This window comes from Vibrio sp. 10N.239.311.G01 (genome assembly GCF_041465805.1).
In the GTDB taxonomy this organism is placed as follows: Bacteria; Pseudomonadota; Gammaproteobacteria; order Enterobacterales; family Vibrionaceae; genus Vibrio; species Vibrio crassostreae_C.
This window is the reverse complement of the sequence record NZ_JBFSRM010000008.1, coordinates 42,678-56,946: the sequence shown is the minus strand read 5'-3', so window position 1 is coordinate 56,946 and position 14,269 is coordinate 42,678. Positions and strand designations below refer to the sequence as shown.

The window sequence follows — 14,269 nt, the reverse complement described above, 5'->3', positions numbered from 1 at the left end:
CGCTAGGTCACATTTGTAACAACACATTTATCAGAAGGCAGTAAGGCATGACGACCACAAGCAGTGTTCAGGTAATCGCTCCACAGACACTCGATACCATGACGTTTCCACTTCATGGCGCGCGTTTAATTGAAGCATCAGCGGGTACAGGTAAAACATTTACCATCGCTGGCTTGTACTTACGCCTACTGCTCGGGCATGGCACGGCCGCTCCACAAGGTGATCTGACTGAAGCCACTCGACACCATGAGCCGCTAACCGTAGACCAAATTCTGGTGGTGACCTTTACTGAAGCAGCTACGGCTGAGCTGCGAGATCGTATTCGTGCTCGTATTCATGATGCACGCATTGCGTTTGCACGTGGGCAAAGTGACGACCCAGTGATTGCGCCTCTGTTGCAAGAGATCGAAGACCACGCAGGCGCTGCGAAAACACTGCTCAATGCTGAAAGACAAATGGATGAGGCTGCGGTATACACCATTCACGGTTTCTGTCAGCGAATGTTGACTCAAAATGCTTTTGAGTCTGGAAGCCGCTTTGATAACGAATTTGTGACCGATGAAAGCCACCTAAAAGCACAAGTAGTTGCTGACTATTGGCGTAAACAGTTTTACCCGCTGCCCATTCAACTGGCTGGTGAGGTTCGTAATATCTGGGGTTCACCTGCTGCGTTATTAGCAGACGTAAATCGTTATCTGACAGGATCTCCGCTGAAATTGACGGTAGATGCGATGTCGGGCGACTTGCAAACTCTGCACAACCAAAACCTAGATAAAGTGAAGCAACTTAAAGCGCTGTGGTGTGAATCCGAAGCGGACTTTTTGGCTTTGATCTCTGCTTCGGATGTGAACAAGCGTAGCTACACTAAGAAATCTCTGCCGACATGGTTAGAAGCTGTGACAGCATGGGCGCAGAGCGACACTCATGATTACCAGTTTCCAGATAAACTAGAGAAGTTCTCACAAGCAACGTTAATTGAAAAAACACCAAAAGGCACCGCGCCTCAGCATGCAGTTTTCGGAGCGATTGAGGATTTCTTAAATCACCCAGCTGATTTGAAAGCTCCGTTATTGGCGCATGCGATTACTCATTGTCGAACTATGCTCGCCAAGGCGAAACAGCAAAAGCAGTGGTTGTCGTTTGATGACCTACTGACCCAGTTATCTGCGTCGATCGATGTCGATGAGCAGTCACTGCTGGTGGAAAGGATTCGCACGCTCTACCCGGTGGCGATGATCGATGAATTTCAGGATACCGACCCACTGCAATACAGTATTTTTAGCCGAATCTATCTTGATAATCCGCAGTGCGGCTTGTTTATGATCGGTGACCCAAAGCAGGCGATTTATGGCTTCCGTGGCGCAGATATCTTTACCTATATCAAGGCGAGAAACCAAGTTAGTGCTCACTACACCTTAGGCACTAACTGGCGCTCAAGTGCCGATATGGTCAGTGCAGTAAACCAAGTGTTTATGAACTCGGATAGCCCGTTTATCTACGATCAAGACATTCCATTCTTGCCCGTTGCTGCCAGTCCATCGGCCGACAAACGCCAATGGGTGATGAACGGAGAAACTCAGCACGCACTCACCTTTTGGCTGCAAGAGGCTGAAGACAAGCCGTTACCAAAGGGCGAATATCACAAGGCAATGGCAGAGGCGACGGCGAGTCAAATTCAAACCATTCTGACCGCTTCTCAAAACCAGCAAGCCTATTTTGATAACGGCAAAAAACAACATGCCGTGAATGCGGGTGATATTGCTGTCTTGGTTCGAACCGGCAGTGAAGGTCGCCTGATCAAAAATGCGCTGTCTGAACAAGGCATTGCGAGTGTGTATTTGTCGAACCGAGACAGTGTGTTTACCAGCTTAGTCGCACAAGATATTCAACGCTTGCTACAAGCTGTGCTGACACCTGAAAACGATCGAGCATTACGCGCCAGTTTAGCGTCGGAGTTGTTTGCTCTGGATGCCGCATCATTGGATGAACTCAACAACGATGAAGTGGTGTGGGAAAACGTCGTTAACGAGTTTAGAGAATATCGTAAGTTGTGGCTTCAGCGCGGCGTGTTGCCAATGCTTCGCAGCGTGATCAGTAAACGACATCTCGCGGAACGCTTACTGGAAGAAGAAAATGGTGAGCGCTCACTCACTGATTTAATGCACATTGGCGAATTGTTGCAACAAGCTAGGCAGGAGCTCGACAGTGACTATGGCTTGTTGCGTTGGTTGGCAGAAGCGATATCAGATGCACAAAATGGTTTAGGCGGCAGTGAAGATGACATTCAACGTCTTGAGTCAGAGAGAAACTTGGTTCAAATTGTTACTATTCACAAATCGAAAGGTTTGGAATATGACCTTGTATTCCTCCCATTTGTCGCGAGTTACCGAGAAGCGAGCGAAGGCAAGTTCTACGACCATGACTCAGATACCACGGTACTTGATATTACGGGTAGCGATAGTGCCTTAGCGCAAGCCGATAAAGAACGACTAGCGGAAGATTTGCGCCTGGTTTATGTAGCGCTGACTCGTGCGGTTTATGGCTGTTTTATTGGCATGGCACCGCTACGTAAAGGGCGTTCAACCAAAGAACCGACAGGCGTGCATTTGAGTGCCATGGGCTACTTGGTTCAAAACGGACAAGAGCAGGGTATTACCGAATTGCATCAAGCTCTATCGGCTATTGAGGGTAAGAATTCCAGTGTGCTGTTAGCCGAAACACCTACCGCTCACGAACAAATTTTTGTGCAAACAGAGCAAGTGAGTGACGACTTACAGGCCAGTGAACTTAAGGCTTCAATTGACCGAGCTTGGCGCATCACCAGTTACTCGGGGCTTGTCAAACAGGGCAGTCACGGTGCGAGTCATGACGCGACCATTGAGGTGTCTGGTTTTGATATTGACTCGGCTGATGAGCAGGATGAGTCTGAGTTGATTGAGCCTGGACGCTCTATCTTTACGTTCCCTCGTGGTGCTCGCCCAGGTACTTTCTTACACACCTTGTTTGAGGAGGTTGAATTTACCGAGCCAGCAACCAGTGAACATAACACGCAAGTAATCACTCACTTATTAGAATCAGAGCAATATGAATTAGAGTGGCTACCTGTGCTTCAGCAACTGGTCGATACAGTGCTGAACACCGCATTAGACGGCAAGAACTTAAAGCTAAGCGAGAAAGACTCGACGCAACGTTTAGTTGAGATGGAATTCTTACTGCCGATCGAAGTATTGGCTGCATCTGAACTGAATCAAACCATTCAATATCACGATCCATTGTCAGCCAAAGCGGGCGATCTAGGTTTCCAAACCGTGCAAGGTATGTTGAAAGGCTTCATCGATTTGGTGTTTGAGCACCAAGGTAAATACTATGTACTCGACTGGAAATCGAATCACTTAGGAGATGATGTTGCTGTCTACCATGGCGAGGCATTGAAATCGGCGATGGCCGACCATCGCTATGATTTGCAATATCAAATCTATGCATTGGCGTTGCACCGTTTCTTACGCAGCCGAGTTGCCAATTACAGCTACGAACAACATTTTGGTGGCGTGTACTACTTGTTCTTACGAGGAATGGACGGCCAATCTCAGCAAGGTATTTTCTCGGCGAAACCAACACTGGCTTTACTTGATGAAATGGATCAATTGATTGACGGTAAAGTGATAGACAGACGTTCGGCACAATTGAATGACGATGAAACTGGACAGATGGGGCTTTTATAATGACAACAACGACCACTAATACTGGCATAGATACTGCGAACACAGCAAAGCCAGTTTCACTTATTCCTGAGCAACTGATGGATGTACTCCAGTTTCTTGCGGATAAGGGTTCTATTCGTCAGTTGGATTATCAATTTGCCCGTTTTCTTGCTCAGCAAGCCACGAGCTACCCTCAAGAGATCGGCTTTCTCGCGGGGGTAGTGAGCCATGAATTAGGCAAAGGACACATTTGTACTCAGCTTATACAGCAGCATACGACAGGCCCTGAACTAGCGGCAGATCTTGCTCAGTTACTTGGGTTATACGGTGAAACTGCACTGCAATTGAACCAAAAACTGTTGGGTATTGATTGGGTGGCTGTGCTTCAATCATCAAACTTAGTGGGAACGACCAACGATTGTGTTAAGCCTCTAATGTTCGATGGGCAGCGTGTCTATTTACAGCGTTATTGGAACTACGAAGTTGTGTTGGCTGAGACCTTAAACCGTTTAAGTAAGCCGGTAGAGTTCAATACTGAGCAGAAAAAAGCGCTGACTGAAACGCTCAATCTGCTTTTTGCACGTAGCTATCATTTTCTGTTTAACGCCTTAGCCAGGGCTGAAGCAAATCAGCAGACGTCTCAGGTATTACGCCAACAATTGGTGTGTGACCATCTTGATATTGTCGATGAGCAATCTTTGAATTGGGGCGCAATTGACCAAGCGATTGTTCAAGCCAAGCAGGTAACGGACTTAGATGTTCTAGACAGCTTGGTACCGCTATCGGCATGTTTGAATTGGCAAAAAGTGGCAGCAGCAGTAGCTCTAAGTCGTCGCTTTGCAGTGATCTCTGGTGGGCCGGGTACTGGTAAAACAACCACGGTAACCAAATTACTGTCGGCGATGGTCGAGCAATCTCTCAGCCAAGGTAAAACACCAACGATTAAGCTAGTGGCACCAACGGGTAAAGCGGCGGCGCGTTTAACCGAGTCGATCGGTAAAGCAATTGAACAGCTGCCATTAGCGCCTGAAGTGAAAGCCAACATACCGACCGAATCGAGCACCTTACACAGATTACTCGGCGCGATTCCTAACCGTGCTGAGTTTAGGCATAACCGACGCAATCCACTCCACCTTGATATCTTGGTAGTGGATGAAGCTTCAATGGTTGATCTGTCGATGATGTATAAGCTGGTGGATGCACTTCCTGAGCACGCAAGGCTCATCTTATTGGGTGATAAAGACCAACTCGCTTCAGTAGAGGCAGGTGCTGTGCTCGGTGATATCTGTTCATTCAACTCTGCAGGGTACAGCACAGCGCAAGGCAATTTGATTGCAGAGATGACAGGTTTTGATGCGATAGCTAAACCAAGACAAGACAAAGCTGGAGCGGTGAATCCGCCTGCGATTGCGGATAGCTTGTGTATGCTGCAGAAGAGTTATCGTTTCGATGCGCGCTCCGGTATCGGTCAGCTGGCAAAAGCAATCAATAATGGTTCTGCGAATCAAGTAGACCAAGTGTTTGCCAAAGGTTTTGGCGATATCGAAAACCACCCTCTGTCGAGTGACAGCTATAACCTGATGCTGCGTACTTTGGTTAACGAGTATGGTGCGTACCTCAATAGAATGAATGTGCCGTTGGAAGAGTTAGAAACTCAAGAAGCGAGAGCGAAATCGGTACTCGATTTGTTCAGCCAATGCCGACTGTTGTGTTCCATTCGTGAAGGGGATTTTGGTGTTAAAGGCCTCAACCACAGAATTGAAAGAGCACTGGCCGCAAGGCGTTTGGTGAGCCCTCATAATGATGAGCTGTGGTATCACGGACGTCCTGTTATGGTGACGCGAAATGATCATGGCTTGGGTTTGTACAATGGTGATATTGGTATCTGTATGCTTGAGGCGGGTTCTAGTCAACCTGACTTAACCCCTCGTTTGAAGGTCTATTTTGAGTTGCCCGATGGCAGCGTAAAAGCTGTGCTACCAAGCCGAGTGCCCGATCATGAAACGGCTTATGCAATGACAATACACAAATCTCAGGGTAGTGAATTTGATCTGACCTTAATGATCTTGCCGCCAGATTTCAGCCCTATTTTAACGCGGGAGCTTATCTATACAGGTATTACACGTGCGAAGAAACGACTGATGATGTTCAGCGATACAAATGTGTTGAAGCGTGGGATTAAGGTGAAAACAGAGCGAGTGAGTGGTTTAGGCAGTCGCTTAACGAATTAGTCGTTATGGACGGCTAGAGAAGGTTTTGAACTTAGGGCTAGACAAACACAAAGCAACCATCCTTGGTTGCTTTGAGCGTTATTAGGAATCAGAGCCTAAAAACGCTCGAGTAAACGATATGTGGTTTATCTTGTACTTTGCTTGGCAATTCAAAATAAACTCTTTTAGATTCTCGCTAACAGGGAACACGCAGTGTACGTCTAGCCCTTCTAAGAATTGGTTATCAGCCATATCCCAAAAACTTTGCAGCGAGTTACAAACAATGGTTCTCATATCAATATTGCTCTTTTTGCTGTTTATATTAACGAGCAGAGCTAATGTTAGCGTGCTGGCCGTCAACGGGTATAGCAATCCGTGCAGTGACCACCTCAATGAGTTCGACATGACTATCGAGATGGCAATTCCAATAAAAACATTTGTTAAGATTATTAAAGCGTCTAAATTCTATACAATTATACGTGTGAGTGAAAGTGCATAGTTAATAAATCTCATATAGAAAACGATTACATTTGCAATTATTTTTCTGTCGAAGTGAGATTGTGCTCCAAAACTTTATTTATACGTTGAGCGCCAAGATCTTTGAGTTTCTCTGATAGTTGTATAACCCTTGTTTTTCCATCGGTAATTCATCAACCGCTATCTCGTAAAAACCCTGTTCACGGAACCAGTGAAGGCTGTGCGTAGTAAGGACAAAAATCTGGTCGATATCACGAGATTTTGATTGGTGACGCATGTAATCCAGCAACAATTGCCCACGGTTTCCATCGCGATAGTCAGGGTGAATCGCCACACACGCCATCTCTGCCATGTGATCTTCCGGATACGCATATAGTGCAGCGCAACCAATAATCAGTCCGTCTTTTTCGATAATCGTAAAGCGGTGAATCTCTTGTTCCAATTGTTCTCTTGAGCGACGAACGAGAATGCCTTGTTCTTCCAAAGGACGAATAAGGTCAAATATGCCACCAATATCGTCAATCTGAGCTTGTCTTACTTGCTCGGCACTAGCCATGACCACTTGGGTTCCAATACCGTCAAAAGAGAACAACTCTTGGATTAATGCGCCATCTACCTTGTAGCTGATTAGATGACAACGAGGCACACCAGCTCGACAAGCGGAGATCGCTCCTTTCAAGAAGCGCAGTGTTCCTGTGCTCATGTCTTCGGCAGGATTTTGAGATTCCGTTAATCGTTCTAGAATTTGCTTGGCATCTTTAGGGAAGAGTTCGGCGAGCACGTTACCGCGTTCATCTGTTACCCCTTGTTCGGAGCAGAAGCCAATCAGCTTGTCGGCCTTTAGACGAATAGCAACTTGGGTAGCGACCTCTTCAGAAAGTAGGTTAAAGCTTTCGCCTGTCACGGAGCTGGCAATAGGGCCAAGCAGTACAATTGAACCTTGGTCAAGCGTGCGATTGATCCCTTCGATATCGATTCGACGAATACGCCCGCTGTGGCAATAATCCGTACCGTCATCCACGCCAAGCGGTTGAGCCGTAATGAAGTTACCACTCATAACATTGAGTTGAGTGCCTGCCATCGGCGTGTTGTTTAAGCTCATTGAGAGGCGTGCGGTGATGGCAAGTTGAAGCTGTCCAGCAGCCTGCATAGCGACGCCCAAAGAATATTCATCAGTGACCCTAATATTCTTGTGATAAGGCGTATGGCAATCTTGCTTGGCGAGCAATTGGTTGATCTGCGGTCTTGCTCCGTGAACGAGAACAATCTTTACTCCAAGGCTGTGGAGCAAGGCTATATCACTAATAATGTTACCAAAGTTCCTGTCGGCAACGGCTTCGCCTCCCAGCATAATGACCATGGTTTTGCCACGGTGAGCATTTACGTAAGGGGTTGATTGTCTGAAACCTTTTACTAGCGCTGTACTTCTTAATTTCACAGAACAAGTCCATCTTGTTTATTTATTCGATAATTTAGCATTTAAATTCAAATGTAAACAACACCTTTTTGGAATAAAGCGCAAACTAATCTTATCTAGGCTTCAATATATAAACTGTCTCAGTGTAGAATGCGCATAGCATCCTTATGAGTAGTCACCGAATGCAACAAGCTCCAGCAACAAAGAACAAAATCGATGAGATAACCAAAGGTCTCTACAGCGAAGCTGATCAGCGCAATCAATCTAAGTTGAAGCGTAAGATCATTGAACGTTGTTTAATGGTTCTAGCCTTAGTGGGTTCGTTTGCGGTGGTTTCTTTGTTCGGCGATGTGCTTTCCCGAGTGCAAAATGCGGCGACGCCCGACAATCTGATATACGGCACTTGGATAGAGCAAGATGTTGCACATTATGCGACCGATGAGTTTGTTCTGAATGCTAATGGTGTGTCAGTTCGTGGGTCTGTTGTTTCGACGAGCTTTGACTTTGATGGAAACTACTTTGAATACAAGGCGGGTGATAAAACCTATCGCTTCCGCATGACCAATTCTGACAATACAGAAATGGTGCTCGATTCTGACAGTCACTACAATCCTATCTTCCGCCTTAAGGGCCATATCGATAACTCCGTCCGATAGGTTATCTTCTTGTAAACTCTTACAATCTAAGATTGTGTTATCTGACTGTTTTTGTCATCCTCGATGCATAGAATTTTTAGGATGACTCTTGTGATTAAAAAATGGCTTCCCCTTGTCGCTGCCTCTTTGTTATTTGGCTGTGCTCAACCCACTGATCTTGCTCAGCAACACCTTGATGACGAATTTCCTCGCACCTTGAATAAGGTCGATCAGGTTGAATCCAATAAACCAAGAGACTACACCGCATTTGCAGAACAAGCTGAGATGGTGGTTTCTAAATCCCCTTCGATGGCTAAAATCTATGAGCCGCTTTATCAACAACTCAATGAGTGGGCGATGCTGAGTGGAGATCCAAGCGAGCTAGCGAATTTTGGCGTTCAAACCGCTCAACTAGGTGGTGGTGATAAACAAGGCAATGTTTTGTTCACGGGCTACTTTTCTCCTGTGATGGAGCTGCGCCACGAAGCGAATGAAGAATATCGTTACCCTGTTTACGGGCTTCCTGAGTGTGGTAAAGAGTGTCCAACACGCCAAGAGATTTACAACGGCGCACTAGAAGGTCAGGGCCTTGAGTTAGGTTACTCAGCAAACCGTATCGACCCATTTATGATGGAAGTACAGGGCAGTGGATTTGTACACTTCGGTGATGATGACACGCTGCAGTATTTCGCCTACGCGGGTAAGAACAATAAAGCTTATGTGAGCATTGGCCGTGTTCTGATTGAACGAGGCTTAGTTCCACGCGAAAAAATGTCGCTAAAAGCAATCAAAGAGTGGGTATTGGCAAACGATCCTGAAGTGGTCAAAGAGCTGCTTGAGCAAAACCCATCTTTCGTGTTTTTTGAAGCGAGAGACGACCTATCTGTGATGGGTAGCGCGGGCATTCCTCTATTACCTATGGCGGCGGTTGCGGGCGATCGCTCTATCTTGCCTATGGGGACGCCGATTCTTGCTGAGGTTCCATTATTGAATGCTGATGGTACTTGGAGCGGCGCTCATCAACTAAGACTGCTATTGGTTTTGGATACGGGCGGCGCGGTTAAGCAAAACCATTTGGACCTTTACCACGGCATGGGCCCTCGAGCGGGTACAGAAGCGGGCCATTACAAGCATTTTGGTCGTGTGTGGAAGCTCGGTTTAGATGGCAGCGCAACTGAAGCGCCTTGGGCTTTGCCTCCTGAAAAGGTTGAGTAAGCTACAATAAAATAGGGCATTGAAAGCGAATCGCTAATCCCCTAGACTTTTTATTCAAGAGTGCGTATAAAACGCACTCTTTTCTTTTTCTCAGAAATAAATTGGCGGCAACAATGCGTGAATTGACCACTCCAGCTTCAGAAAACTATGACCAACGATTTGGTGGCACCCGTCGCCTATATGGCAATAGTGAAGTCGACATACTTAGAGCAGCACACGTGTGTGTGATCGGTATTGGCGGTGTAGGTTCATGGGCGGTTGAAGCGCTTGCTCGTACTGGTTTAGGTGAGCTGACTTTGATCGATATGGATGATGTGTGTGTGACCAACATCAACCGTCAGATCCACGCAATGTCGGGTACGGTTGGCAAGAGCAAAATCGAAGTGATGGCTGAGCGCGTTAAGTTGATTAACCCTGAGTGTAAAGTGAACCTGATTGATGACTTTATTGGCCCAGACAATCAGGCTGAATACCTATCGAAAGAGTTCGACTTTGTGTTAGATGCGATTGATAGCATGAAAGCTAAGGCTTCACTGTTGGCATATTGTCGTAGCAACAAAATTAAGGTGATCACCACCGGTGGTGCGGGTGGTCAAATCGATCCCACTCAAATCAAAGTGGCTGATCTGACTAAGACGATTCAAGATCCGCTAGCGAAGAAGCTAAAAGATACCCTTCGTCGTCATCATAACTTCCCTAAGAATCCAGCACGTAAGTTTGGTATCGATTGTGTGTTCTCAACTGAACAGCTGAAATACCCTCAAGCTGACGGCAGTGTATGTGCTGCGAAAGCGACAGCAGAAGGTCCAAAACGTATGGATTGTGCGACGGGTTTTGGTGCGGCAACAGTTGTAACGGCGACGTTTGGTTTTGTAGCTGTTTCGCGTATCGTTGAAAAGCTGATTCAAAAGCACGCTAAGTAACGTCTTTTACTCAATTAACAATCGACTGGATATTAAAATGACCACATTCCCAAGCTCTCCATTCGGCACTGAAATTACCAGTGATGATATCGTCGCGAAGATGCAGACATTCAGCGGCTGGGAAGACCGTTATCGCCAAGTGATTCAATGGGGTAAGAAACTGCCAACGATGCCTGATGAACTGAAAAGTGAGCAGGTGATTGTCTCTGGCTGTGAAAGCCAAGTGTGGTTGGTTTCTCAAAATATCGACGGTGTTTGGCACTTTTGTGCTGATTCTGATGCTCGTATTGTGCGCGGTCTGATTGCATTAGTGATGGCTGCGTATGATGGAAAAACATCAGAGCAGGTTCAAGCGTTCGATATTGATGGTTACTTTGAACAAATCGGTCTAATTACCCACCTTAGCCCATCTCGCGGTAATGGATTAAAAGCGATTGTTGCTCAAATCCAAGAGCTAAGTGCTTAATATCTCCTTGATACACAGAAGCAAAAAGGGTTGACGTTAAACGCCAACCCTAAGTAATTTCGCTACTCCCTAAAGCATATCAACGGCTTTTTCTATCGCCGCTACGAGCTTTTCAACATCATCCATGTTGTTGTAAATACCAAATGAAATTCGAACCGTTCCTTTCACATTAAGTGCATCCATTAATGGGTGAGCACAATGATGTCCTGCACGTACTGCGATACCTTGCTGATCCAGTAGAGTCGCTATATCTTGATGGTGAACACCATCCATCACAAAAGTAATCACACTTGCGTTAGGTTGATACCCTAAAATCTGAATGTCATCCAGTTTACTGAGAGCAAGATAAGTCTCGTGTTGTAGTTGGTGGATATGATTTTCGACATCTTGTTGTACAAAACCACTTAACCATTCTATTGCGGTGCTTAGTGCTATGGCTCCTGCCACATTTGGCGTGCCCGCTTCGAATTTGCCAGGCAGTTCTGAAAAAGTAGTGCCAGAGAAAGAGACGCGCTCGACCATTTTGCCACCACCATGCCAAGGTGGCATCGCTTCTAACAATTCAAGCTTGCCGTAAAGCACACCGATGCCCGCAGGGGCATAGAGCTTGTGTCCAGAGAATACGTAGAAATCCGCACCTAAAGATGAAACATCTACGGGCTCATGAACAATACCTTGCGCGCCATCGACCACAACAATGGCATCCATCTTATGTGCTTTCTCGATCACTTGTTCAATCGGTTGGCGAGAGCCAGTGACATTGGTGATCTGAGCTAAGGCAACAATCTTGGTCTTATCATTAAGAAGATGATCAAAAGCTTGTAGATCAAATTCGCAATCCGATGTCATCGGTACTTTAACGACTTTAGCGCCGGTTTGTTCTGCCACCATTTGCCAAGGCACTATGTTGGCGTGATGTTCCATCTCACTCACTAAGATCTCATCACCAGGTTGAAGCGTGCTTCTTGCATACGTTTGAGCAATTAGGTTAAGTGCTTCCGTGGCACCACGAGTCCAGATGACCTCTTTTGAAGAGCTTGCACCAATAAACTGAGCAATCTTATCTCTTGCCGCTTCAAATTGACTGGTCGCGTTCGCCGTTAAGCTATGACTACCACGGTGCACATTGGCATTCTGCTTCGAGTAATATTGGCTAATGGCATCAATAACCACCTGAGGCTTCTGTGTCGTCGCCGCGCTGTCTAAGTAAATCAACGGTTGTTGATTGATGGTTTGGGATAGCGCAGGAAACTGCTCTCGGATGTGATTGATATCAAACATCTGTTCTTACCTAAATCTTGAAAGTGGGTGCTAGCATTATGCTGAGCGGTCTTGTTATTTTATCGCGACTTGTTAAGCGTTGCTGACGAATATTCATGATCCCAGCGCTTTTCTTGCTCTTTGACTTGAGCAAACAGCTTTTGGTTAACAGGAACCTTTATGCCGTGCTTAAGTGCTGTCTTGATTAGATGGCCGCTAATGAAGTCGACCTCTGTCTTACGCTGATAAAACATATCTTGCTGCATTGAAGAGTAGTTCTCTGCCGTCGCTAGGATGACGCGTTTGACGCTTGCTGCTAATTCATCGAATGAACAGGCGATCCCTTCTGCTTGCATCACTTCTGTCAGTTCTTGAACTATCGAACGCAACACCCCCTCAAATTGGTGATCAGCAAGTTCGCCATTCTTAATCTGCTTGAGCCCAGTGAGTGGATTTATGGCACAGTTAATCGCGAGCTTAGTCCAAAGCGCAGTTTTTATTTCAGGGTTCCAGCTTACCTCTGGCAGGGCATGGTTGAGGACATCAACTAAAAACGTGCATTGCTGACCGACTTGGTTAAAAGCACCCAATTGGGTGTGGCCTAACCCTGTATGAGATACATGATTACGGCTGGGTTTGAATGCGGCTTGAGTCGTGGTCGCCAATACAACGGGGTAACCATCGACTTGAGTAGCAATATTATCGACCGCGCCCATTCCATTGTGCATGAACATGAGAATGGTGTCTGGGTCGAGATGTTGGAGGAGCGGAGTGGTTGCGGTTTCGACTTGCCAAGCCTTGACGGTGAAGATAACCAAGTCACTCGCGGCTAATCGTTCGATATTGTTGTTACTGATAGGGAGAGAGGGTTGTCCATCAAGTGATAGCTCAATGGAGTGGTCGGAAGAACGACTCCACAAAGAGACATTATGACCCGCTTTAAGCAGTTTTATCGTCCATAAAGAGCCGATAGCTCCAGGTCCAACAATAGTGATGTTCACAGCAATACCGAGATAAGAAAGTGATGCTGCAAGGATAGCGAGGCATTAAATGAAAGCAATAAAAAATGGCACCCGAGGGTGCCATTTTATCTAATGAAGTTTTAACTTGATTAGAAGTTGTACTGTAGACGGTAGATGATTAGATCTTGGTAGTCTTTACGTGCAAGCTTGTTCACTGTGTAACGGTAAAGAACACCAGTTGACCAGTTTTGGTGGAAGTTCCATAGTGCATTGATACTACCATTTAGACCGTAGTCGCCACCTTGAACTTCTGAGTACTCATCGTTACGAGCAAATTCATATTCGCCCCAAGTTGAGAACGTAAAGTTTTGACCTGCAATGTCAGTATTGTAGTAACCAACCCAACCAGCCATACCACCGTTAGAACCGCTGATATCACCAGAGTTAATTTGGTGTGCACCGATGAATGGTGTGAATGCCCAACCGTCACCGCTTAGACCAGTATAGCCAAGACCAAGAACACGGTTTTGCTCATGGAAACCAGCATCAGTATCTGTGTTGTAAACTTGTGCGTAAAGGCTAACTTTAGTATCCATTAGGTTGTAGTGGATAGTACCTTTAGTTGAAGCTCCGCGATCATCACCTGAACGATCAACACCTTCGTAGTCGTAGAAGCCGTAGATTTGACCCCAGTCAAATGCAGCACCGCCTTCGATACCAATAACAGCTTGGTTACGATCTGAGATGTCACCACCGAAGTTATCGTCATCGTTACCAAAGCCTTGGTCCCAAACTTGGTAATCAGCATACATGCTACCAAAGCCATATAAGTATTCTGCCTGAGCAGGGATTGCTGTTGCAGCTGCAACTACGCCAAGAGCTAAAAGTGATTTACGCATAATGGAACTCTCTATGTTAAAAATGAATAACCCGCTAATCCGTGCGTGTTTATGATGTCCGAATGCCGAGCATAATAGCGATTTTGTTCTCAAATAAAAGTGAG

Annotated in this window: 11 protein-coding genes; 6 read left to right on the top strand and 5 right to left on the bottom strand. The window is 46.0% G+C overall.

Annotation, left to right across the window (positions count from 1 at the left end):
• Window positions 1-47 precede the first annotated feature (47 nt).
• Both recB and recD read left to right on the top strand, forming a co-directional pair.
• Window positions 48-3,722: an exodeoxyribonuclease V subunit beta gene (gene recB, locus AB6D06_RS08610; RefSeq protein WP_372110115.1), complete on the top strand. Its 3,675-nt coding sequence runs from the start codon at window positions 48-50 to the stop codon at window positions 3,720-3,722.
• Window positions 3,722-5,932 carry an exodeoxyribonuclease V subunit alpha gene (gene recD, locus AB6D06_RS08605; protein ID WP_372110114.1) on the top strand — a complete coding sequence of 737 codons (2,211 nt, stop codon included), beginning with the start codon at window positions 3,722-3,724 and terminating at the stop codon, window positions 5,930-5,932. The genes recB and recD overlap by 1 nt, the downstream gene beginning before the upstream one ends.
• An 81-nt stretch (window positions 5,933-6,013) precedes the next feature.
• On the opposite strand, the gene AB6D06_RS08600 is transcribed toward recD, so the two are convergent.
• Window positions 6,014-6,205 (bottom strand): hypothetical protein, encoded by a 192-nt coding sequence (locus tag AB6D06_RS08600; RefSeq protein WP_046224581.1) that lies wholly within the window; start codon window positions 6,203-6,205, stop codon window positions 6,014-6,016.
• A gap of 283 nt (window positions 6,206-6,488) precedes the next feature.
• Window positions 6,489-7,826 carry an amino-acid N-acetyltransferase gene (gene argA, locus AB6D06_RS08595; RefSeq protein ID WP_017065782.1) on the bottom strand — a complete coding sequence of 446 codons (1,338 nt, stop codon included), beginning with the start codon at window positions 7,824-7,826 and terminating at the stop codon, window positions 6,489-6,491.
• A 161-nt stretch (window positions 7,827-7,987) separates the two neighbouring features.
• Between argA and AB6D06_RS08590 the strand changes: the two genes are divergently transcribed.
• The 4 genes from AB6D06_RS08590 (at window position 7,988) to csdE (ending at window position 11,044) form a co-directional block, all read left to right on the top strand.
• Window positions 7,988-8,461 (top strand): DUF2850 domain-containing protein, encoded by a 474-nt coding sequence (locus AB6D06_RS08590; RefSeq protein ID WP_017064193.1) that lies wholly within the window; start codon window positions 7,988-7,990, stop codon window positions 8,459-8,461.
• An 81-nt stretch (window positions 8,462-8,542) separates the two neighbouring features.
• Window positions 8,543-9,655, top strand: coding sequence for a murein transglycosylase A (gene mltA, locus AB6D06_RS08585; protein ID WP_017064192.1), 1,113 nt, complete (start codon window positions 8,543-8,545; stop codon window positions 9,653-9,655).
• Between the two features lie 113 nt (window positions 9,656-9,768).
• Window positions 9,769-10,578 carry a tRNA cyclic N6-threonylcarbamoyladenosine(37) synthase TcdA gene (gene tcdA, locus AB6D06_RS08580; protein WP_017059899.1) on the top strand — a complete coding sequence of 270 codons (810 nt, stop codon included), beginning with the start codon at window positions 9,769-9,771 and terminating at the stop codon, window positions 10,576-10,578.
• A gap of 37 nt (window positions 10,579-10,615) precedes the next feature.
• Entirely contained in the window at window positions 10,616-11,044 is a 429-nt protein-coding gene (gene csdE / locus AB6D06_RS08575; protein WP_017059900.1) for a cysteine desulfurase sulfur acceptor subunit CsdE, read from the top strand.
• 69 nt (window positions 11,045-11,113) lie between these two features.
• Here the strand turns inward: csdE and csdA are convergent, their stop codons facing one another.
• The 3 genes from csdA to AB6D06_RS08560 all read right to left on the bottom strand — a co-directional run bounded on the left by csdA (window position 11,114) and on the right by AB6D06_RS08560 (window position 14,165).
• Window positions 11,114-12,325 (bottom strand): cysteine desulfurase CsdA, encoded by a 1,212-nt coding sequence (gene csdA / locus AB6D06_RS08570; protein WP_372101227.1) that lies wholly within the window; start codon window positions 12,323-12,325, stop codon window positions 11,114-11,116.
• A gap of 59 nt (window positions 12,326-12,384) precedes the next feature.
• On the bottom strand, window positions 12,385-13,305 hold the full coding sequence (gene panE / locus AB6D06_RS08565) for a 2-dehydropantoate 2-reductase (RefSeq protein ID WP_372101229.1): 921 nt from the start codon (window positions 13,303-13,305) through the stop codon (window positions 12,385-12,387).
• 110 nt (window positions 13,306-13,415) lie between these two features.
• Window positions 13,416-14,165 carry an outer membrane protein OmpK gene (locus AB6D06_RS08560; RefSeq protein ID WP_102428259.1) on the bottom strand — a complete coding sequence of 250 codons (750 nt, stop codon included), beginning with the start codon at window positions 14,163-14,165 and terminating at the stop codon, window positions 13,416-13,418.
• Between the last annotated feature and the right edge of the window lie 104 nt (window positions 14,166-14,269).

Coding starts and splice junctions, on each gene's coding strand:
- recB (WP_372110115.1), top strand. CDS start 48: ATGACGACCACAAGCAGTGTTCAGGTAATCGCTCCACAGACACTCGAT.
- recD (WP_372110114.1), top strand. CDS start 3,722: ATGACAACAACGACCACTAATACTGGCATAGATACTGCGAACACAGCA.
- AB6D06_RS08600 (WP_046224581.1), bottom strand. CDS start 6,205: ATGAGAACCATTGTTTGTAACTCGCTGCAAAGTTTTTGGGATATGGCT.
- AB6D06_RS08590 (WP_017064193.1), top strand. CDS start 7,988: ATGCAACAAGCTCCAGCAACAAAGAACAAAATCGATGAGATAACCAAA.
- mltA (WP_017064192.1), top strand. CDS start 8,543: ATGACTCTTGTGATTAAAAAATGGCTTCCCCTTGTCGCTGCCTCTTTG.
- tcdA (WP_017059899.1), top strand. CDS start 9,769: ATGCGTGAATTGACCACTCCAGCTTCAGAAAACTATGACCAACGATTT.
- csdE (WP_017059900.1), top strand. CDS start 10,616: ATGACCACATTCCCAAGCTCTCCATTCGGCACTGAAATTACCAGTGAT.
- csdA (WP_372101227.1), bottom strand. CDS start 12,325: ATGTTTGATATCAATCACATCCGAGAGCAGTTTCCTGCGCTATCCCAA.
- AB6D06_RS08560 (WP_102428259.1), bottom strand. CDS start 14,165: ATGCGTAAATCACTTTTAGCTCTTGGCGTAGTTGCAGCTGCAACAGCA.